Source organism: Cupriavidus sp. WS, from assembly GCF_000395345.1.
Taxonomy (GTDB): domain Bacteria; phylum Pseudomonadota; class Gammaproteobacteria; order Burkholderiales; family Burkholderiaceae; genus Cupriavidus; species Cupriavidus basilensis_B.
Window position 1 is genome coordinate 17,082 of record NZ_AQPL01000219.1, and the last position, 20,755, is coordinate 37,836.

The 20,755-nt window shown below is 70.3% G+C and carries 13 protein-coding genes; 8 read left to right on the forward strand and 5 right to left on the reverse strand.

The features are described from left to right. Nucleotides 1-71: 71 nt before the first annotated feature. The 5 genes from K206_RS38630 (at nucleotide 72) to zigA (ending at nucleotide 7,819) form a co-directional block, all read left to right on the forward strand. Nucleotides 72-1,784, forward strand: coding sequence for an ABC transporter ATP-binding protein (locus K206_RS38630; RefSeq protein WP_020203882.1), 1,713 nt, complete (start codon nucleotides 72-74; stop codon nucleotides 1,782-1,784). Between the two features lie 26 nt (nucleotides 1,785-1,810). Continuing rightward, nucleotides 1,811-3,169, forward strand: coding sequence for an NtaA/DmoA family FMN-dependent monooxygenase (locus tag K206_RS0118530; RefSeq protein WP_020203883.1), 1,359 nt, complete (start codon nucleotides 1,811-1,813; stop codon nucleotides 3,167-3,169). Between the two features lie 442 nt (nucleotides 3,170-3,611). After that, on the forward strand, nucleotides 3,612-5,414 hold the full coding sequence (locus tag K206_RS0118535; protein ID WP_020203884.1) for an acyclic terpene utilization AtuA family protein: 1,803 nt from the start codon (nucleotides 3,612-3,614) through the stop codon (nucleotides 5,412-5,414). Beyond that, entirely contained in the window at nucleotides 5,411-6,250 is an 840-nt protein-coding gene (locus tag K206_RS0118540) for a GntR family transcriptional regulator (protein WP_029043800.1), read from the forward strand. The genes K206_RS0118535 and K206_RS0118540 overlap by 4 nt, the downstream gene beginning before the upstream one ends. A 372-nt stretch (nucleotides 6,251-6,622) precedes the next feature. Then, nucleotides 6,623-7,819, forward strand: coding sequence for a zinc metallochaperone GTPase ZigA (zigA, locus tag K206_RS0118545; RefSeq protein ID WP_020203886.1), 1,197 nt, complete (start codon nucleotides 6,623-6,625; stop codon nucleotides 7,817-7,819). Nucleotides 7,820-7,852: 33 nt separating this feature from the next. Here the strand turns inward: zigA and K206_RS0118550 are convergent, their stop codons facing one another. Then, nucleotides 7,853-8,374 carry an RNA polymerase factor sigma-70 gene (locus K206_RS0118550; RefSeq protein WP_029043801.1) on the reverse strand — a complete coding sequence of 174 codons (522 nt, stop codon included), beginning with the start codon at nucleotides 8,372-8,374 and terminating at the stop codon, nucleotides 7,853-7,855. A 495-nt stretch (nucleotides 8,375-8,869) separates the two neighbouring features. Between K206_RS0118550 and K206_RS0118555 the strand changes: the two genes are divergently transcribed. The 3 genes from K206_RS0118555 (at nucleotide 8,870) to K206_RS40935 (ending at nucleotide 12,735) form a co-directional block, all read left to right on the forward strand. Next, nucleotides 8,870-9,610, forward strand: a complete 741-nt coding sequence (locus K206_RS0118555) for a 4'-phosphopantetheinyl transferase superfamily protein (RefSeq protein ID WP_231401629.1) — start codon at nucleotides 8,870-8,872, stop codon at nucleotides 9,608-9,610. A 124-nt stretch (nucleotides 9,611-9,734) separates the two neighbouring features. After that, nucleotides 9,735-10,751, forward strand: coding sequence for an LLM class flavin-dependent oxidoreductase (locus K206_RS0118560; RefSeq protein ID WP_020203889.1), 1,017 nt, complete (start codon nucleotides 9,735-9,737; stop codon nucleotides 10,749-10,751). A gap of 400 nt (nucleotides 10,752-11,151) precedes the next feature. Next, nucleotides 11,152-12,735 carry a sensor domain-containing diguanylate cyclase gene (locus K206_RS40935; RefSeq protein ID WP_020203890.1) on the forward strand — a complete coding sequence of 528 codons (1,584 nt, stop codon included), beginning with the start codon at nucleotides 11,152-11,154 and terminating at the stop codon, nucleotides 12,733-12,735. Here the strand turns inward: K206_RS40935 and K206_RS0118570 are convergent. From K206_RS0118570 to K206_RS38645, 4 genes are all read right to left on the reverse strand, one after another. Then, nucleotides 12,676-14,631 carry a bifunctional diguanylate cyclase/phosphodiesterase gene (locus K206_RS0118570; protein ID WP_020203891.1) on the reverse strand — a complete coding sequence of 652 codons (1,956 nt, stop codon included), beginning with the start codon at nucleotides 14,629-14,631 and terminating at the stop codon, nucleotides 12,676-12,678. The two genes, K206_RS40935 and K206_RS0118570, sit on opposite strands and share 60 nt — an antisense overlap. 64 nt (nucleotides 14,632-14,695) lie before the next feature. Continuing rightward, nucleotides 14,696-15,721 carry a two-component system response regulator gene (locus K206_RS0118575; protein ID WP_020203892.1) on the reverse strand — a complete coding sequence of 342 codons (1,026 nt, stop codon included), beginning with the start codon at nucleotides 15,719-15,721 and terminating at the stop codon, nucleotides 14,696-14,698. After that, nucleotides 15,718-18,738 (reverse strand): MHYT domain-containing protein, encoded by a 3,021-nt coding sequence (locus K206_RS38640; RefSeq protein ID WP_020203893.1) that lies wholly within the window; start codon nucleotides 18,736-18,738, stop codon nucleotides 15,718-15,720. Before K206_RS38640 ends, K206_RS0118575 begins: the two co-directional genes overlap by 4 nt. 175 nt (nucleotides 18,739-18,913) lie before the next feature. Further along, the gene (locus K206_RS38645; RefSeq protein WP_081651442.1) at nucleotides 18,914-20,503 is read right to left on the reverse strand and encodes a diguanylate cyclase; all 1,590 of its coding nucleotides are present in this window, start codon (nucleotides 20,501-20,503) and stop codon (nucleotides 18,914-18,916) included. Between the last annotated feature and the right edge of the window lie 252 nt (nucleotides 20,504-20,755).

The following is a 20,755-nucleotide window of genomic DNA, read 5'->3' on the forward strand; positions in this document are numbered from 1 at the left end:
GCAGGGCGCGGGATATTGCGCCACACATGGCACCGGACATGGCGCCCCGATCCGGCGCCGGGAACAAGTTGATGAACCTACTCTCCATCAGAAATCTCGAAGTCGAGTTCGACGGCGCCGGCGGCCCGCAGCGCGTGATCCACGGCATCGGCCTGGACCTCGGCGCGGGCGAGGTGCTGGCGGTGGTTGGCGAATCGGGCTCGGGCAAGAGCGTGACCGCGGCCGCCATCCTCGGGCTGCTGCCGGAGCGCGACAGCCGCGCGCGCGGCTCGGTCCGCTTCGAGGGGCGCGAACTGCTCGGCCTGCCCGAAGCGGCGCTCAACGGCGTGCGCGGGGCGGGCATCGGCATCATCTTCCAGAACTCGCTGAGCTCGCTCGATCCGTCCTTCCGCATCGGCGAGCAGATGACCGAAGGCCTGCGCTTCCGCCGCCGGCTCGATGCGGCGGCGGCGCGGGCCGAGGCCGCGCGGTGGCTGGATCGCGTGGGCATCCGCGACGTGCAGCGCGTGCTGCGCGCCTATCCGCACGAATTGTCGGGCGGCATGCGCCAGCGCGTGATGATCGCGATGGCGGTCATGGGACGCCCGAAGCTGCTGATCGCCGACGAGCCGACCACGGCGCTGGACCCCACCATCCAGAAGCAGATCCTGGACCTGCTGCGCGACATCAACCGCGAGGAGGGCACGGCGCTGCTGGTCATCACGCACGATTTCGGCGTGGTGTCGTATTTGAGCGACCGCGTGGCCGTGATGCGCGCCGGCGTGGTGGTCGAGCAGGGCGCCACCCGCGACGTGCTGGCGGCGCCCGCGCATCCGTATACGGCGGCGCTGGTGCGGGCCGTGCCCGATTCCGCCGAGATCCGGCGCGCGCAGCGGCAACTGGCCGCGGCGCCCGTGAGCGCCGCGACTCCCGCGTCCCCGGTCGCGTCCCCGATTGCGCCGGCGGACGCGCGCGACGATGCCGACGCGGTGCTGGTGCTCGAGCAGGTATCGCGCAGCTTCCGCCTGGGCGGCGGATTCTGGGGCAAGGGGACCGAGGTCGCGGCGGTGCGGCCCACGGACCTGCGCATCCGGCGCGGCGAGATCCTCGGGCTGATCGGCGAGTCGGGCTCCGGCAAGTCGACGCTGGCCCGCCTGGCCGCGCGGCTGGTCGACCCTTCCGGCGGCACCATCCGCGCGCACGGCGTCGACGTGACCCGGCTGCGCGGGCCGGCGCTGAAGGCGTTCCGCCGGCGCGTGCAGTTCGTGTTCCAGGACAGCGGCGCCTCGCTGAACCCGCGCCGCCAGATCGGCGCGCAACTGGCCGACGCGCTGACGCGGCTGGACGTGGCCGCCAGCGCGCGCGCCGCGCGCGACCTCGCCGTGCAGGCGCTCGAGCGCGTGGGGCTGGCCGCGGCGCACCTGGAGCGCTATCCGCACGAGTTCTCGGGCGGCCAGCGCCAGCGCATCGGCATCGCGCGCGCGCTGGCGGCGCAGCCCGAGTTCGTGATCCTGGACGAGCCCACGTCCGCGCTCGACGTGTCGATCCAGGCCCAGGTGCTGGACCTGCTGCGCGAACTGCGCGCGGAGCTGAACCTGACCTTCCTGTTCATCGGCCACGACCTCGCTGTGATCGAGTCGCTGTGCGACCGGGTGGCGGTGATGGAGCGCGGCACCATCGTCGAGACCTTCAACGCCGGCGCGCTGCACGAGCACACGCGGCACCCGGTCACGCGCCGGCTGCTGGAGGCGGTATTGCCGCTGCGCCGGTCCGCCGGCGAGGACAGGCGCTCCGCCGCGGCCTGAACGATGCAAAAAAGGAAATGCAGCACATGACAGGCCGGAAGATCATCTACAACGCGTTCACCCACGTCACGCCGTCGCACCAGACGCATGGGCAATGGCGCCGGCCCGAGGCCGGCGCGCAGCGGAATTTCTCGCGGCTCGAGCCGTGGGTGAAGCTGGCCCGCACCGCCGAGCGCGCCGGGCTCGACACCATCTTCCTGGCCGATACGGTCGGGGTCTATGACAAATACCGGCAAGGGTGGGCCACCGCCGCGCGCGAGGGCATGCAGTTCCCCTCCAACGACCCGGCCAGCCTGGTGTCGGCGCTGGGCTACGTGACCGAGCACCTGGGCTTCATCGTCACCAGCTCGATCCTGCAGGAGCATCCGTTCTCGTTCGCGCGCAAGCTCTCCACGCTCGATCACCTGACCGACGGCAGGGTCGGGTGGAACATCGTCACCAGCTACCTGGACAACGCCGCGCGCAACTTCGGCCAGCCGGCGCTGACCGGCCATGACGAGCGTTATGCCTGGGCCGAGGAATACGCCGAGGTGGTCTACAAGCTGTGGGAGGCGAGCTGGCAGGACGACGCCGTGGCGGCGGACGCGGCCGCCGGCATCTATGCCCACCCGGAGCGCATCCACGCCATCGACCACGAGGGGCCGCGCTACCGCGTGGCGGGGCCGCACCTGCCGCAGCCTTCGCCGCAGCGCACGCCGCTGCTGGCGCAGGCCGGCGCCTCGCCCGCCGGCCGCGGCTTTGCCGCGCGCCATGCCGAGCTGACGTTCCTGCCGGCCATCACGCCGGCTTCGGCGCGCAACGACATCGCCGAGATGAACCGGCGGCTGGCGGCGCACGGCCGCGCGCCCGGCGACCTCAAGTACCTGGTGAGCCTGCACCCGGTCATCGGCAGCACCGAGGCCGAGGCGCGCGTGCGCTACGAGGAATTCCTCCACTGGCGCAGCGAGCCGGGCTACCTCGCGCATGCCTCGGGCACCATCGGCTTCGACCTGTCCGCGATCGACCCCGACACCCCGCTCGACGAAGTGAAGACCGAGTACATGCAGGGCGGCATCCGCGCGGTCATCGACGCCGCGCCCGACAAGCGCGCCCGCTTCGGCGACGTGATGCGCCAGCGCCTGAACAAGGCGGTGGCGGGCACGCCCGAGCAGATCGCCGACAGCATCGCCGGCTGGGTCGAGGCCGGCGTGGACGGCTTCAACCTGATCCCGGTCGTTATGCCCGAGTGGTTCGACGAATTCGCCGACGCGGTGGTGCCGGTGCTGCGCCGCCGCGGCCTGATGCAGTCGGGCTACGCCGAGGGCACGCTGCGCGAGAAGCTGTTCGGCCGCGCCGCCCATCTTCCCGATACCCACGCGGCGCGCCGCCTGCGCCCCTGGGCCTGAGCGCCGCCCGTCCCCGCCCGGAAGGCGTCCCGGCGTGGGGCATCGGTCCCGGACGCCGGCGGCGGGTGCCGGCGGCGGCGCGCTGCGGTCCGCGGACCGGTCGCCGCTGTCTTTGTCATGACATTGAATCGTCAACTTGCTGAAACATTAGGCAGTCCGAACGGTTTGGCGTCGGCAAGCGGGTTTGCGGGTATCGAGGGGGTTGTTATCCACAGTAATTGTGGATAACACGGCCCAGAAAAACCGTCGTCCGGCACAGCGTTGAGGGGCTTGTCAAGCATCGTGTCGGGCTTTTTCCGTGGCGCTTTTTCTTGTGCCGCGCGGAGTCATTGGCCTATAGTTCCATTAATAGAACTAAACCAGCGCCCGAGCCAGCCAGCTGAGATGACCCGCCGGCGGCGCGCGCGGGCCTGAGCCGGACACGACAGAGGAGACAAAGCAGATGGATGCAACGACAAAGACCGGCCGCACCGTGCGCATCGGCGGCGCCTCCGGCTTCTGGGGCGACAGCAGCGTGGGCGCGCCGCAGCTGGTGCGCCACGGCGAGATCGACTACCTGGTGTTCGACTACCTGGCCGAGCTGACCATGTCGGTGCTGGCCGCCGCGCGCCTGCGCAAGCCGGAGCTCGGCTACGCCACCGACTTCGTCGCCGTGACCATGAAGGGCCTGCTCAAGGAAATCGCCGCGCGCAACATCCGCGTGGTCAGCAATGCCGGCGGCATCAACCCGCGGGGCTGCGCGCAGGCGCTGGCCGCGATCGCCGCGGAGCAGGGCGTGGACGTGCGCATCGCCGTGGTGGAGGGCGACGACGTGTTGCCGCTGCTGCCGGCGCTGCGCGAGAGCGGTGTCGAGGACATGCAGAAGGGCCAGCCGCTGCCGGACAAGCTGGTCAGCGCCAACGCCTACCTCGGCGCGCTGCCGATCCGGCAGGCGCTGGACGACGGCGCGCAGATCGTCATCACCGGGCGCTGCGTGGACAGCGCGGTCACGCTCGGCGTGCTGATGCACGAGTTCGGCTGGCGGCCCGATGACTACGACCTGCTGGCGCAGGGCAGCCTGGCCGGCCACATCATCGAGTGCGGCTGCCAGGCCACCGGCGGCCTGCACACCGACTGGGACAGCGTGCCGGACTGGCCGAACATCGGCTACCCCGTGGTGGCCTGCCGCGCCGACGGCAGCTTCCTGGTGGGCAAGCCGCCCGGCACCGGCGGGCTGGTCAGCACCGCCACCGTGGGCGAGCAGATCCTGTACGAGATCGGCGACCCGGCCGCCTATCTGCTGCCCGACGTGACCTGCGACTTCACCGGCGTGAAGCTGGCGCAGGCCGGCCCCGACCTGGTCGAGGTGCGTGGCGCGCGCGGGCGCGCGCCGGGAGACCGCTACAAGGTCTCGGCCACCTACGTCGACGGCTTCCGCTGCAACGCGCAGCTCTCCATCGTCGGCTTCGACGCGGTGGCCAAGGCCGAGCGCACCGCGCAGGCCATCCTCGCGCGCACGCGCGCGCTGTTCGCCGCGCACGGCTTCGGCGACTACAGCCGCACGCACGTCGAAGTGCTGGGCGCCGAGTCGTGCTACGGCCCCCACGCGCAAACGCGCCACACGCGCGAGGCCATCATGCGGCTGGCCGTGATGCACCCGGAGAAGGCCGCGCTGGAACTGTTCGCGCGCGAGATCTCGGCGGCCGGCACCAGTTGGTCGCCCGGCACCACCGGCTCGGGCGGCGGCCGGCCCAGCCCCTCGCCGTCGATCCGGCAATACGCCTTCCTGCTGGAGAAAGACAAGCTGTCGCCCACGGTGCTGATCGACGGCGAGCGCAAGCCGGTGGCCATGCCCGTGGCGGTGCCCGCGCCCGCGTCTCCCTCCGTGCAGCCCGCGCCCGATGGACTCGATGCGCCGCCGTCCGCCGGCGACTTCGAGGAAGTCCCGCTGATCCGCCTCGCCTATGGCCGCAGCGGCGACAAGGGCGACATCTCCAATATCGGCCTGATGGCGCGCCGGCCCGAGTACCTGCCGTGGCTGCGCGCAGGCGCGACCGTGGAGCGCGTGGCGCAATGGCTCGGCCATCTGGTCAGGGGGCCGATCACGCGCTACGACCTGCCCGGCATCCACGCCGTCAACCTGGTGTGCGAGGAAGCGCTCGACGGCGGCGGCATGGCCTCGCTGCGCAACGACCCGCTCGGCAAGGGCATGGCGCAGATCCTGCTGGCCATGCCGGTGCGCGTGCCGCGCGGGCTGCTGCCATGAACCGCGCCGCGCCGGCATCATTGTCGGCATCACTGCCGGCATCGCCGCTGGCACTACCGCCCGCGCAACTGCCCGAGGACGGCGGCGGCGTGGCGCGCTACCGCCAGCTGGCCAGCGTGCTGCGCCATCGCATCGTCTGCGGCGAATGGCCGCTGGGCCACCGCCTGCCCACGGTGGAGCAGCTCGCGCAGAGCTACGGCATCGCCCGCGTCACGGTGCGGCAGGCCTTCGCCGTGCTGGCCGAGGAAGGGCTGGTGAGCAGCCAGCGCGGGCGCGGCACGCACGTCACCGGCCAGCCGCCCGGGCCCAGCGCGGGCATGCGCTCGGTCATCAACGACGAGCTGGTCGGCAGCAGCGAGCTCGAGATCCGCATCCTGGAAAAACACCGGGACGTGCGCCTGCCCGACGGCCTGCCCACGCGCGGCGCGGCGCTGGACAAATACGTGCTGCTGCGCAAGCTGCACCTGCACGACGGCGAGCCGTTCTGTCTGATCGAGCTGTACGTGGCCTCCGCGGTGTTCAACCGCTTCCCGCGCGGCGCCGAGAAGCAGCGCAAGATCGCGCGCCTGCTGCGCGAGGCCGTGGGCGAGCGCCTCGGCATGCTGCACCAGAGCATGACGGTGGAGCCGGCCGACTACGCGCTCGCGCGCGAGCTGGCCTGCGGCTTCGCCGCGCCGGTCGCCAAGATCGTGCGCACCACGCTCGACGTCGACGGCAACGTGCTCACGGCGGGCTGCTTCTGGTACCGCGGCGACCGCTTCATCCTCGACGTGGAATTCCCGGCCCGGCTTACCGAGCGCTACCCGGCGCTGGCCGTGCCCGACAGCCGCGGCTGACGGCCGCGCGATTCCGCGCGATTCTCGCCATTTCCGCGCTGCCCCGCGGATGCCGGACAGGCACGCGAGCAGACAAGCTGAACCAGCCTTGCCGCGTGCAGAGGTCTGCCTTGCCGACCTGCTGCCGGCCTTTTTGTTTGCGCTGTCGGCGCGCAAGGGCGGCATCGACTTCGCGCTCTGCCCTTGCAATGCAACTATGTTGCATTTATGATTGCCGTGCAACTGAGTTGCAAGAGAACGTGGCTGGCGACGCGGTGGCGGCGGACCCGGAATCCGGTGCGCGGACGCGGCTTGCCGGTCCGCAGGGAGGCGCCGCACGGCGGCGGCCACGCAGCATCGACCCCGTCCGAAAGGCACCAGCAGGCACAGCCCATGAATACGACCCCCCGCCTTCCCGTCACCGTCCTGTCCGGTTTTCTCGGCGCGGGCAAGACGACCTTGCTCAATCACATCCTGAACAACCGGGAAGGCCGCCGCGTGGCCGTCATCGTCAACGACATGTCGGAGGTCAACATCGACGCGGCGCTGGTGCGCGACGGCGGCGCCGAGCTGTCGCGCACCGACGAGAAGCTGGTCGAGATGAGTAACGGCTGCATCTGCTGCACGCTGCGCGAAGACCTGCTGCTGGAAGTCGGCCGCCTGGCGAGGGAAGGGAAGTTCGACCAGCTGGTGATCGAGTCCACGGGGATTTCCGAGCCGCTGCCGGTGGCCGAGACCTTCACCTTCACCGGCGAGGACGGGCGCAGCCTGTCGGACGTGGCGCGGCTGGACACCATGATCACGGTGGTCGATGCCTACAACTTCCTCAAGGACTACGGTTCGCGCGACAGCCTGCAGTCGCGCGGCGAATCGCTTGGCGAGGAGGACCGCCGCACCGTGGTGGACCTGCTGATCGAGCAGGTGGAGTTCTGCGACGTGATCCTGCTCAACAAGGTCGACCTCGTCACGGACGCGCAGCGGGGCCGGCTGATGGCGATCCTGCAGCGCCTCAATCCCCGCGCCAGGATCGAGGTTTCGGAGTTCGGCAAGATCGCGCTCGACAAGGTGCTCGGGACCGGCCTCTTCGATTTCGAGGCCGCCTCCAGGGCGCCGGGCTGGCTCAAGGAACTGCGCGGGGAGCATACGCCCGAGACCACCGAATTCGGCATCGCCAACTTCGTCTACCGCGCGCGCCGCCCGTTCCATCCCGCGCGCTTCTTCGCCCTGATCGGCAGCGAATGGCCCGGCGTGATCCGCTCCAAGGGATTCTTCTGGCTGGCCAGCAGGCCGCTTCATGCGGGTTCGTGGTCGCAGGCGGGCGGCGTCTGGCGCCACGGGCAGGCGGGATACTGGTGGGCCGCGGTGCCGCCCGAGCACTGGCCGGCGGACCCCGAAGCCGTGGCGGCGATCCGCCGGAACTGGGACGAGCGCGTCGGCGACGCGCGCCAGGAACTGGTGCTGATCGGCATCGGCATGGCCGAGGCGGAACTGCGGCGCCGCCTCGACGACTGCCTGCTGCGCGACGCCGAGATGGCCGAGGGCCCGCCGGCCTGGCTCGGGTACGACGACCCGTTTCCCGCCTGGGAATGATGCCGGCGACGCCGGCCCCGCGTGGCCGGCCGGTCAGATCACCTGCTGGCGGATCAGCCGCGCGCGGCAGTGGATGCAGGCGTCGCGCACCATGAAGTTCACCAGCGTCGGCGACACGCCCAGCACCGCGGCGATCTCCTTCTGCGTCATGCCCTGCAGCCGGCACATCTCGAATGCCTGCTGGGTGCGCTCGGGCAGTTCGGCCAGCGCGCCCGACAGCGCGCACAGCGCCTGGCGGTCCATCGCGATCGTCTCCGGCAGCGTGGCGGGCGAGGGCGCGTGGATGCCGTCTTCCTCGGGCGCCATCCATTTCTGCTCCAGGCTCTGGCGCCGGTAGGCGTCGATGGCGAGGTTGCGCACCATCTGGAACAGGTAGCTGAGCTTGGCGCGGATGGCGGGCGTGTCGCCGTCCATGCCGCGCAGCCGCAGGAACGTGTCCTGCACCACGTCCTCGGCCTGGTGGCGCGAGCCGACGATGCGCGCGGCGGCGCCCACCAGCGCTGCGCGATGTTCCAGGAACAGGCCCAGCAGGTCGCTGCCAGTGTCCCAGCCCAGCGGGGCGAGATCGGCGAGATTGGCGCGCAGGTCGGAAGCGTGGTTCACGGGAAGCTCCTGGAACGTTAGCGTTGGCGGTACGGGCAGGACAAGTTAATGAGAATGCGAATGGTTGTCAATTAAGAAAAAAGTAACGCTGTAGTTAGCATTCCTATATTTTCGTGCTCCAATTTCGTGGTGTGAAAAGCATTAAATTCCACGCTGCGATACTCGTCTAGGAGCATTCCTATGACGAAATCGTGTCGCTCCAGGGGGCGATTCGGCGGCAACCGCGAGGCAGTCGCGAGGCAATCCGGCGGCGGTTTCGTGTCGGCTTCGGCGCGGGCGAAGGCCGTCGGGCAAGCGTCCCTGGCACGCCTCCGATGCTCATCCGGCGCTCATCCGGCGCTTGTCCGGCCGTTTGTCCGGCCGTTTGTCCGGCGCCTAAATTCGCGCGGGTCCCATCCGTCTCCCCAGTTCCGGGCCCGTCACGCGGCCCCGTTACCCAGGAGGCCGATGACCCCGCCAGCCGCCATGCCGCTCCGCGTGGCCAGCCCTTGCCCGGCGCTGGACCTGTGGCGGCTCGACCTGTCCGGCCGCGGCATGGCGCTGGCCGACGCGCTGCCCTGCCTGAGCGGCCCCGAGCGGGACCGCTGCGCGGCGCTGCGCCAGCCGGCCGACCGCCTGCGCTTCGCGGTGACGCGCGCCAGCCTGCGCATGCTGCTGGCCGAGCGGCTCGGCATGCCGCCGCGGGTGCTGCCGCTGGTCGCGTCCGCGCACGGCAAGCCTTGCCTCGACCTGCCCGGCGCGCCGGCCTTCAACGTCTCGCATGCGGGCGCGCACGGGCTGGTGGCGCTGGGAGAGGCTTCGGCGGTGGCGCAGGCAGGCGTGGACGTGGAGCGCATCGATGCCGCGCTGGACCATGCGGCGCTGCGCGGGATGGCGCAGATGTGCTTCACGCCGCGCGAGCGCGAATGGCTGAGGGTGCTGGCCCCCGCGCGATGGCCGGCGGCCTTTCATGCGCTGTGGACCGCCAAGGAGGCGCTGCTCAAGGCGCTGGGCGTGGGCATCGCCGCGCATCTGCAGCAGGTGTCGGTATTGCCCGGCGTGGAGGGGATGCGCTTCGGCCTGACGCCGGAAACGCCGGAGATGGCGGCCCTGCTGGGCGGCGGCATGGCGCCGGAGCTGCATGCGCTGCCGGCGCCGGCGGGCTACGCCGCCGCGGTGGCGTGGCTGGCGCAGCCGGGCGGCGGGTGACGCGGCCGGTGGCCGGCCGCCGGCGCGGGACCCGGGCGCGGCTGACGGAACCATGCGCGGAACCATGTGCCGCGGCCAGCGCGAACGCTCGCGCCGCCGGGCCTGGAAATTGCGTCGACCGGGCATGGCCACCAAACCACTGCCCGCCATGTCGGACTTCCCACAACGCTACGGTGTCTTCATCAACGTCGAGAATCCCGGCAACGATGCGCGCGACGCGCTGGCGCAGGCCGTGCGCATCGCGGTGGCGGCCGAGGCCCTGGGCTTTCACGAAGCCTGGGTGGCCGAGCATCACTACAGCCCCTTTGCCGTCGGCAGCGCGCCGCTGGTGCTGCTGTCCCACATCGCGGCCTGCACGGCGCGGATCCGGCTGGGCACCGGCGCCTCGCTGCTGGCCATGAACGACCCGGTCCGCGTGGCCGAGGACGTGGCCACGCTCGACCTGCTCAGCGGCGGGCGCGTCGAGTTCGGCGTCGCGCGCGGCGGGCCGTTTCCGCAGCAGTACCAGGTGGCGGGGCTGGCGTCGGCCGGCGAGGCGCGCGAGCGCATGCTCGAGGCGCTCGCGCTGATCCGGCAACTGTGGCGCGAGCCGGTGACGAGCTTCGCGGGACGCTTCCATCGCTGCGAGGGCGTGGCGCTGTCGCCGCGGCCCTGGCAGCAGCCGGTGCCCGTATGGCTGGCCAGCCTGAGCGGCGATGCGCTGCGCGTGGCCGCGCAGCACGGCTACGGCCTGATGGCGACGCCGTCGTCGGACCTGGCCAGCGTGGCGGCGCTGGTGGCGGCCGAGCGCGCGCGGCGCGGCGACTTTCCGTTCGCCATCGCGCGCTTCTTCCATTGCGAGAGCGACCACGGCCGCGCGGTGGCGCATGGCGTGGCCGGCGTGCGCGCCTATCCCGGCGCGATGCAGGTGCAGTTCGCCGCGGGCAACCTGCCGCCGATGTTCGCCGCGGACGCGAGCGACGACGTCATCATGGCCAATGCCGTGATCGGCGATCCCGCGCACTGCGCCGCGCAGGCGCGCAGGCTGCGCGAGCGCCTGGGGCCGCACCGCCTGCTGCTCAAGCCCGCCACGCACGATCCGGCCAGGGCGCGCGCGGCGCTGGCGCTGTTCGCCGAAGCGCTGGGTTTGGGAGAAACCTGACATCGTCGGCAATGTCGGCTTTCCTACAACGCGGCGGACCGGGCGCGCCCGGATGCCGGGATGGCTTCACGTATAATCACGCGCGGGCCGGTCTGGCCCGAATCGAATCGAATCGCGGGCCCGAATCATGGGCTTGAGTCGCGCGGAAAAAGGCGCGCCGGCATATCTCGGTATGTTCGTGGCCAGCAATCGAAAGGACAGGGATCATGCCGCACGTCTGGCGCAAATTGCGCGCACGGGTTTCGGTTTGCGAAACCGGTAGCGGCGCGCGTGCCGATGCGCGCGCGTACCCCGGCGGCGCGGCGGCGCCTGCCCCGCGCCCCTTCTCATGCGGCCCCGGCCGCCATCTCCGTTGCCTGCCCTGAAAACGGGCGCGCGCCCGGCGCCTCCCAGGACATGGATGGATAGCTTCCTGCGCGGAAGTTATGGCACGCGCGTGCTCGGCTGCGGGCTCGGGTTTCTGTGCGTGGGGCTGGTGCTGCTGGAGCGGCGCGCGCCCTGGTGGTTCTGGCTGGGGCCGGCCCTGCACGGGGTCGCGTGGCCGCACGTCGCCCGCTGGCTGCGCGGCCGCGCCGCGGACCAGGTGAGCCCGGAGCGCCGCGCGCTGCTGGTGGACCATTTCGCCGTGGGCATGTGGACCGCCGCGACGGCCTTCAGTCTCCTGCCCGGCGTCCTGATGCTGTCTCTGAAAGCGATGGACAGCATGATCGCCGGAGGCTGGCGCCAGTTCGCGCGCGGCATGGCCGCGCATGCCGGCGGCATCGCGGCGGGCGGGCTCGTCTATGGCGTGGCGTGGCAGCCGGCGCCCTCCATGCCGGTGCTGTGGGCGTGCGCGCTGCTGCTGTTCGCTTATCTCCTGCTGGTCGGGCAGCGGGCCTACCGGGCGATCAGCGGCCTGCAGGCGCAGCGCGAGGAACTGACCCAGCTGAGCCTGCACGATGCGCTGTCGGGCCTGCACAACCGGCGGCACGTCGACGCCAGCATCCAGACCGAGTACCTGAGATTCCAGCGCGGCGGCGATCCGGCCGCGCTCGCCATGATCGACTTCGATCATTTCAAGAGCATCAACGACGATCTGGGGCATCCGGTCGGCGACAAGGTCATCCGCCGGTTCGCGGCGAGGCTCAAGGGCGGCTTCCGCCGGTCGGACGTGGTCGGGCGCTACGGCGGCGAGGAATTCGTCGTCCTGATGCCGCATACGACCGCGCACGACGCGGGCCTGTTCATGAAGCGGCTGCAGGCGGAATTGCGCGACAAGCCGATCCTGGAAGGGCGCGCCGTGACCGTGAGCATCGGCATCGCGGGGCTGACGCCGGATCTCGCGAGCCGCGACGAGTGGATACAACTGGCCGACCAGATGCTGTACCGCGCCAAGGAGCAGGGCCGGAACCGCGTGGTCGTCGCCGGCCATCATGCCTTCGCCGATACCCAGTCCGCGCGCAAGAAGGGCGCGAAAGGCGAGCCGTCGCTGCCGCCCGGGATGCGGCTGATGGTCGGGCTGGAGCTGGGCGGCATCGCCGCGGCGATCTTCGATCCGTCGGATCGCCTGGCCTGGGCCAACGAAGTATTCCGCCGGCTGTACGGGGTGCTGCCCAAGACGCGCACGTTCAGCGACATCCTGTATAGCTGCTACCGGCGCAAGTGCGGCCCGCGCATCGAGACCGACGACATCCGGGTGTGGCTGTCGGTGGCCGACACGCTGCGGCGCAGCCAGCCGCAGCGGAGCATCTCGGTCGAGATGTATGACGGCGGGCACTATCGCGTCGAGGAAATCTCGATGGCGAACGGCTGGCTGCTGGTCCTGTGCCTGCCGCAGGAGGAAGCGCTGCTTGCGGACGGCGCGGATGGCGCGGACGCCGGGCCGGAGTCGGTGCCGGCGTTCGGACCGGGATTCGGGCCGGCATTCGGGCCGGCGGCGGTCTGGTCAGCAGGGAGCGATCGCGGCGCCGTCGCGGCTGGCGAGAATCCAGGGGCCCGTTTCTGATTCCGGCATGGGCCGCGAGTACAGGTAGCCCTGCACCAGCGACCCGCCCAGTTCCTTCACGACGCGCATCTCGTCCCGGGTTTCCACGCCTTCGACCACGCAGCCCAGCCCCATGTCGCGGCTCAATGCCAGCAGGGACCTGACGATCTTGTAGCTGGTCGGATTGTCCTGGATGCCGGTCACGAAGCTCCGGTCGATCTTGATGCTGGTCAGCGCGAGGGCGTGCAGTTGCCTGAGGCTGGAGTACCCCGTGCCGAAGTCGTCGAGCGTGATGCCGCAGCCGAGCTGGCGCAGGCGGTCGGTGGCCCAGCGGGTCTGGTCGAGGTCGTACATCATGGCGGTCTCGGTGATTTCCAGGTCGAGGCGGCGCGGATCGAACGCCGCCGCCTGGATCAGCGCGACGAGATTCTGCACGCTTTCGACGGAGCCGAGATCGTGCGCGGACAGGTTGAGCGACAGCCGCACGTCGGCGGGCCAGCGCGCCGCCGCCGCCAGCGCCTTGGCCACCAGGATGCGCGTCAACTGGCCGACGATGCCCGTGCGCTCGGCCACCGGGATGAAGTGCATCGGCGGCACGCGCCCGAGCATCGGGCTGGTCCAGCGCGCGAGTGCCTCGAAGGCGATGGTGGTGTCGCTGCGGACGTCGACGATGGGCTGGAAGTGGACGGAGAGTTCCTGCTGGAGATCGGCCTTGCGCAGCGCCTGCTCGATGTTCGCGTCCCGGTGGAGCTGGTCCCGGTGGCTGGCGGAGAACAGGCTGACGGCGCCCCGGTTGCTGCGCTTGCCGTGGTAGAGCGCGTAGTCCGCGTATTCGTACAGCGTGGTCGCGTCGGCCGCCATGTCGGGGAAGGTGGCGAGCCCGGCCGACGCGGCGATGTGGATGGTGGTGTTGGCAAGCAGGAACGGCGCGTGCAGCACGGCGCAGACGCGCTGGCCGAAGGCCTGCAGCTGCGCGTCATCCGGCGCGTCGCCCAGGATCAGCGCGAACTCGTCGCCGCCCAGGCGGGCGACGTGGCTGTGCTCGTCGCACAGGCAACGCAGGCGCTGGCCGACCTCCGTCAGGAGCCGGTCGCCCAGCGCGTGGCCGTACAGGTCGTTGACCGGCTTGAATCCGTCGAGATCGATGATGGCGACCGCAAAGCGGTTGCCGCCGGCGCGCGCCTTGTCGCAGGCGGCGTTCAGGAGCGCGAAGAACTTCCGCCGGTTGGGGAGCTGGGTCAGGCTGTCCAGGTTCGCCAGCAGCAGGTTCTCGTTGCCGAGCGCTTCGGCCCGCACCTGCGCGTCGATCAGGCGGGTGAAGTCCCGGTAGTGGCTCATGACGATGGCCAGCATCGCCCCCGTGACCAGCACGATGTTGGCCGCGGTCGCGACGAACGTCGGGATGCCCGTGGCGAGAAAGAACACGATGAACGTGCCGTTGACGATCAGGGCCGTGGTGAGCGCGGCCGAGCGCAGGTACATCAGGCTGAAGATGCAGCTGATCACCGTGATGCCCATGTAGAAGGCGACGTGGGCGCGCGCGTAGTCGTCGCCGTAGGGGAACAGCAATACCGCCCAGACCGTGAAGCTGACCGCCACCGGGACGGAGAAGCGGTTGGTGAGCACCAGCGCCCGCCAGGCCATGTCCGCGGTCGGCTCGGTGTGCCGCATCCGGTGCCAGTAGGCGAAGCGCGCGACGCAGAGCGCGCTGAGCGCGATGGGGCAGTAGACCGCCAGCCAGCGCGGCGCGGCGTCGAGATGGGTGAAGGCCAGCGCCCAGCTGTTGACCAGCAGGACGAAATACATCAGCGGGATCTTCCGGGAGAACGCCCTGTACTGGGCCTTCAGCAACGCCGGGTTGTCGCGCTCGACCGACCAGAGCCGCCGAAATCTTGCCAGCAACTGCAGTTGCATCATCTTGCTCCTCTCCCGTGCCGCGTCTCTTGTGCTTCTTCTGCGTGCCGTCCCCGGATGCCCGGCGCTACGGTTCCGGGGCGGGCGCCGGCGGGGATGCGTCGGCCCAGCGTTCGCGGATCTCCAGGATCGCCGGCAGGCATTGCTGGAACAGCGATACCAGCTCGGGATCGAGGTGCGAGCCGCTGCTGCGCCGGATGTGCTCCACCGCGTCCCCGATCGGCCACGCCGCCTTGTACGGGCGCACGCTCGTGAGCGCGTCGAACACGTCGGCCAGCGCGACGATGCGCGCGACGTGGGGAATCTCCTCGCCCCTGAGGCCGCGCGGATAGCCGCTGCCGTCCCACTTCTCATGGTGATTCTCGGCGATGACGCGCGCCATGTGCAACAGGCCGCCCGCCTCGTGCGTGCCGATGATCCGGCCGCCGATCGTGGTGTGCTCGCGCATGACCTGCCATTCCTGCTCGGTAAGCTTACCCGGCTTTTGCAGGATGGTGTCGGGGATGCCGATCTTGCCGACGTCGTGCATGGCCGCCGCATGCAGCAGGTCGTCGGCCGCCGCCTGGCTGTAGCCGGCGGCGAGCGCGAGCGTGTGCGCGTAGTAGCTCATGCGGATGACGTGCCGCCCGGTCTCGTTGTCCTTGTACTCGGCCGCCACGCCCAGGCACTGGACGATCTGCAGCCGGGTCTCGCGCAGCGCATGGACCCGGATCAGCGACAGGTGGTTGCGCACGCGCGCCTTGACGATGGCGGGGCTGAACGGCTTGTTGATGTAGTCCACCGCGCCCAGGTCGAAGCCGCGCTGCTCGTCGGCCTCCCGGGAAAGGGCCGAGACGAAGATGACCGGGATGCAGGCGGTCGCCGGCGACTGCTTCAGCACCTGGCAGGCTTCGTAGCCCGAGATTCCCGGCATCATCACGTCCAGCAGGATCAGGTCGGGCTGCTCGGCGCGGGCCAGCGCGATGGCCTTTTCCCCGTCCCTGGCGAAGAACAGGCGGTAGTCGTCCTGGAGCGTGTGGCGCAGCAACTGCAGGTTGGTGGGTTCGTCGTCCACCAGCAGCAGGGTCTGGCGGGGGTCGGTGAGTTTTCTCATATGGTGCTGCCGGACGGGCGCCTGGCCAGGCTCTCCAGGATTCGCCGCGCGAGGGCCGCGGCCTGCGCGAAGTCGAAGGCGTCGATGGCGTCGTTCAGCGCCTCGCACCGGGTGTGTTCGCCGCGCCGGCGCAGCCACGCGTTCACGGCGTCGAGGGCCGGCGCGTTCAGCTCGCTGCGCTCCAGGCAGGCGAGCAGGTCCTCCATCTGCCGGCACGTTTCCTCGTCGTCCGCCTCGTCGCAGGGACCGGGGGCCGGCGCCACGGGCGCGGCCGCCGAGGGCGATGCGGAGGGTGCCGGGGAAGGTGCCACGGAAGGCGCCGGCGCGAGCGTGCCGGACTGCCGCAATTCCTCCGCGGCGTCGGCCAGCATGTCGCGCAGCCGGGTCAGCTGCGGCCGGACCTCTTCCCGCGCGCCGCCACGGATCTTGTCCTCCAGCGTGCTCGCCAGCTCGGTGACGCGCGGCAGGGCGAGGTTGCCGGCGGCGCCGCGGATGCCGTGCAGGCTGAACATGGCGGCGTCCCAGTCGATGTGCGGCGCATTCTCGTCGGGCAGCGGATGCCGCGCCGCCGCCTCGGCCAGGAACGTGCGCAGCGCCTGCGCCAGGCGCGCCTTGCCGCCCCACAGCGAAACGCCCAGCGTCCAGTCGATCAGGTGGCGGTGCTCGTCCGGCTTCTGCGGGTCCGGCCCGGCGTGTGGCGGCGTGGCGTCCAGGCCGAGGGCGCGCGCGATCTCCGCCAGCAGCTTGGGCGGGTCGAGCGGCTTCGCCGCGAAGCCGTTCATGCCCGCTTCGCGCGCGGCGCGCCGGTCGGAGTCCATCACGCTGGCGGTCAGCGCGATGACGGGGGTGGGCGCGGCGTTCGCGGCCTGCTCGCGCTGGCGGATCAGGCGGGTTGCCGACAGGCCGTCCATGCCGGGCATGTGCATGTCCATCAGCACGAGATCGAAGCGGCGCGACAGCGCCAGGCGGACCACCTCGTCGCCGTCGCCGGCCGCCGTGACCTTGTGGCCGCGCCCGGCCAGCATCAGCGTCAGCAGCTCCAGGTTCTGCGGCACGTCGTCGGCAATCAGGATGTCCAGCGGCGGCAGCGCGACGGCGCCGGCGTCCGCCGGCTGCGCGCCCGGCCTCGCGCCGTGGCGCAGCGGCAGCAGCACGTGGAACACGCTGCCCTCGCCGGGCACGCTGTCGGCGTAGATCGAGCCCGCCATCAGCTCCACCAGCTGCCGGGCGATGGTGGTGCCGAGTCCCGAGCCGCCGAAGCGGCGGCCGATGCTGGCATCGGCCTGGGAGAACGGATCGAAGATGGTCTGCAGTTGCTGGCTGCTCATGCCGATGCCGGTGTCCCTGACCCGGATGTGCACGAGGCCGTTCTCGGGCCGGAACTCGACCGTGACCGCGCCGCGCTCGGTGAACTTGATGGCGTTGCCGATCAGGTTGGTCAGCACCTGCTGGATGCGCAGCGGGTCGCCCTTGAAATACCGCTCCATGTCCTCCGGGTAGACCATCGTCAGAGCCAGGTTCTTGGCCTGGGCGCTCAGGCGCAGCGAGGCCAGGATGTGTTCGGTGACTTCCTTCAGCGAGAAGTCGATGGTCTCCAGTTCGAGCGCGCCTTTCTCCAGCCGGGTCGTGTCGAGGATATCGTTGAGCAGTCCCAGCAGGGAGCGGGACGATTGCCGGATGGTGGTCAGGTGGCTGCGCTGCAGCGGCGTCAGCTCGCCCTTGAGGAGCAATTCGGTGAAGCCGATGATGGCGTTCATCGGCGTGCGAATCTCGTGGCTCATGTTGGCGAGGAAGGTGCTCTTGGCCGAGGCCGCCTGCTCGGCCCGCTCGGCCGCCTCGCGCAGCGATTTCTCGAGATTGCGGCGCTCGGCGATGTTGGTCACGAAGCCGACGAACAGCGGCGCGCCGGGCAGCTCGACCCGTCCCACGGCGAGCCGGATGGGGATCAGGGTGCCGTCCTTGTGCAGGCCCTCGACCTCGCGGCCCGAGCCGATGATCCTGGGCACCCCGGACGTCAGGTAATTGTCCAGGTACTCGTCGTGGCGGGACTGGTCCGGCTCCGGCATCAGCATCTTGATGTTGCGGCCGATGACCTCGTGCGCCTGCCAGCCGAACAGGCGCTCGGCGGACTGGTTGAACGCCTGGATGATGCCGCGGCTGTCGATGGTGATGATGCCGTCCACGGCGGTCTCGACGATGGCGCGGATGCGCGACTCGCTCTCGCCCATCTTGCGGAACAGCAGCCGATAGCGGATCAGGCCGTTGGCGGCGAACACCAGGACGGTGACGGTGATCGTGAAGGTGGACAGGGCCAGCGACGCGAACGTGGTGTCGAGGATCATGCCCGTGGCGGGCGTGCCCGGCTGGCCGATGAAACGGGCCGCCGACATGCCCACGTAATGGGTGCCCGCGATGGCCAGCCCCATGACGCCGCCGCCGGCCAGGAGGCGCTGCAGCGCGCCGAGGCGCGACCGGTTGAGCCCGAAGCGGATCCAGATCGCCAGGATCGACAGCCCGGCCGCCAGCACGACGGACAGCGCGAAGCGGAGCGGGTCATAGCGCAGCAGCGGGCTCATCTGCATGGCCGCCATGCCGCTGTAGTGCATCGCGGCGATGCCCAGGCCGACCAGCGTGCCGGAGACGCATACCTGCCGCGCCGTGACCTCGGGCAGCGAGAGCTTGCGCAGCGCGACCCATGACGCGGCAAGCGCGGGCACGATGGACAGCAGGGTCAGGCCGGTGCCGTAGTGAACCGCGGTGCACAGCTGGAACGACAGCATGCCGATGAAGTGCATGGTCCAGATGCCGCCGCCCAGCGAGATCGCGCCGGTGCCGATGGCGATGTGGCGATGCAGGGGGATTTCGGCGCCGCGGGCGATGTGGGCGATCTGCAGCGCCATGATGGACGAGAACGCCGCCACCAGCACCGACAGCACGACCAGCCCCGCGTCGTAGGTGCCGTGCAGGAACGGGATGTCCGCGGACGGGTCGATAAAGATGTGCTTGAATCCTCCCATGTGCGGGAATCCTTTCCACTACGGTCGATGACGGGCTGAACGGGCCCGGCCGTCCATGTCGAGGCGAGTCGGGAACGGCCGGAATTCCGGTAATGCAAAAAAAAAGCGGCGTCTTCCTCCGTGAAAAATATCAACGGCAGGCCGGGCGGATTCTTTAGCTTCGGGGCCGGTCGCGCTAATCCTGCGGCGCCGGCTGCGCCGTCATCGCCTTGGCGACGACCGCACGTACCTGATTCCGGCCGGAGGACTTGGCCTCGTACAACTGTTCGTCCGCGATCGAAACCAGTTTCTCCGGGCTGCCGCCGTCGATGGGCCGGCAGCTCGCGCATCCGATGCTGAGCGTCAGCCGTCCCGTTTCGCTGCCGCGATTCGAGATGTCGAGGGCCTCGACATTGCCGCGGATCGTTTCCGCCACCCGCACGGCGCCGTCGTGCCCGGTGCCGGGCAGCACGACCGTGAACTCCTCGCCGCCGTACCGGGCCGCCACGTCCACCGATCGCCTCACAGACTCGGCAATGCATTTCGCCACGGTGGCGAGAATCTCGTCGCCCGCGGCGTGCCCGTACGTGTCGTTGAACAGCTTGAAGCGGTCGATGTCGATGAACAGGATGGACATCTCGTTCTTGTCGCGCACCGCGCGGTCCCATTCGCCCTGAAGCCGCTCATCCAGCGTGCGCCGGTTGTCCAGCCTGGTGAGCGGATCGGTGGTGGCAAGACGCGTCAGCTCGGCCTCCGCGCGCAACTTGTCGCGCAGCGTGTAGGCAAGCAGCCACGCCCCGGCGATCAGCACCATGCCCCACAGGCCGGCGACACAGGCCGTCACGACGAATTGCCGGCGCCATCGCCCGGCCACATCCTCCATCGACGGGGCGACCACGGCAATGAGCGGCAAGTCCGGAACGTGCCGGTACGTATACAGGCGCTCGATCGCGCCTGTCCCGGTCGCGATCACCGAACCGCTGCCGCGCGCGGCCATCGGCCTGAACGCCGGCAAGCCGGCCACGCTGGTGCCGACTCTACTCTCCGAGAACGGCTTTGCGGCCAGCACCGTGCCGTCGTCGAGCAGGATCTCGACGATCCCCGGCGCCACCACGTTTATCCTGTCGAACAGCCGCTGGAAGAATTCGAGGCGTACCTCGAAGAAGGCAATGCCCGCAAACGATCCGTCCGGGCCGTTGATGCGGCGCGTCAGCGCGATGGCCAGCTTGCCGTCGTTGATCCGCGAGCGGAACGGATGCGAAACGACCAGGCCCGCCGACGGGTTGTGCCGTTGCCTGAAGAAATAGTCGCGGTCGCTCAGCCGCAAGGCGGGGTCCGTTTCCTTGCCGTCCCATGAGGCGAGGATCCGGCCGGACGCGTCGACAATGAACTTGCCGTCGACATAGGCGCTGTCGGGCAGGCTGCGGAACAGCGCCCGGTCTTGCAGGCCGGTGGACAGTGGCCACGCCCGCAGCGCTTCCACGCTGCGGACCAGATCCTGGAGCTGAACGTCGTAGAACCGGAAATTGCGTTCGAGATCGAGCGCGATGATCGAATTCAGGTTCTCCGAGGTTTCGCGCGCGTGATCGATGACCTCATGGCGGCTGACCGCCATCATCGCGAGCGGCACGATCATCACCACGATGGCGGCCAGCGTTCCCGCCATGCCCACCGCATACGGGTGGTTGCCGATCATCCGGGCCGCGCCGGCCATCGCCCGCGACAGCGGATGGCGCCGTGGCGATGCGGCAGGCGGGGCGGGAGCGTCCTTGACGGGAGCGTCCATGATCGGCCTCCGTGAAGCATGTCGAAAAACGTCGTTATGTCCGGGCCGGCGAATGCCCGCCGGCTCGCCTGGCGCAAAGGCCGCCGCCGGCTGGCGCGCGTCGGGGCATGCCGCGGGTTGCGGGCAAGTCACTGCCGGAAGAGGGTCGTTCGATAACGTCCGGGGCACAAAGGCAACCAGCCAGCACTGTACCCGGTTGCCGTGGCGCCGTGTACGGCGGCGCGGCGGCCTGGGGCGCCGGAAGCCCCGCGC

What these genes read in the sequence shown, in the direction of transcription:
- K206_RS38630 (WP_020203882.1), top strand. Translation starts at nt 72, where the DNA reads ATGAACCTACTCTCCATCAGAAATCTCGAAGTCGAGTTCGACGGCGCC.
- K206_RS0118530 (WP_020203883.1), top strand. Translation starts at nt 1,811, where the DNA reads ATGACAGGCCGGAAGATCATCTACAACGCGTTCACCCACGTCACGCCG.
- K206_RS0118535 (WP_020203884.1), top strand. Translation starts at nt 3,612, where the DNA reads ATGGATGCAACGACAAAGACCGGCCGCACCGTGCGCATCGGCGGCGCC.
- K206_RS0118540 (WP_029043800.1), top strand. Translation starts at nt 5,411, where the DNA reads ATGAACCGCGCCGCGCCGGCATCATTGTCGGCATCACTGCCGGCATCG.
- zigA (WP_020203886.1), top strand. Translation starts at nt 6,623, where the DNA reads ATGAATACGACCCCCCGCCTTCCCGTCACCGTCCTGTCCGGTTTTCTC.
- K206_RS0118555 (WP_231401629.1), top strand. Translation starts at nt 8,870, where the DNA reads ATGACCCCGCCAGCCGCCATGCCGCTCCGCGTGGCCAGCCCTTGCCCG.
- K206_RS0118560 (WP_020203889.1), top strand. Translation starts at nt 9,735, where the DNA reads ATGGCCACCAAACCACTGCCCGCCATGTCGGACTTCCCACAACGCTAC.
- K206_RS40935 (WP_020203890.1), top strand. Translation starts at nt 11,152, where the DNA reads ATGGATAGCTTCCTGCGCGGAAGTTATGGCACGCGCGTGCTCGGCTGC.
- K206_RS0118570 (WP_020203891.1), bottom strand. Translation starts at nt 14,631, where the DNA reads ATGATGCAACTGCAGTTGCTGGCAAGATTTCGGCGGCTCTGGTCGGTC.
- K206_RS0118575 (WP_020203892.1), bottom strand. Translation starts at nt 15,721, where the DNA reads ATGAGAAAACTCACCGACCCCCGCCAGACCCTGCTGCTGGTGGACGAC.
- K206_RS38640 (WP_020203893.1), bottom strand. Translation starts at nt 18,738, where the DNA reads ATGGGAGGATTCAAGCACATCTTTATCGACCCGTCCGCGGACATCCCG.
- K206_RS38645 (WP_081651442.1), bottom strand. Translation starts at nt 20,503, where the DNA reads ATGGACGCTCCCGTCAAGGACGCTCCCGCCCCGCCTGCCGCATCGCCA.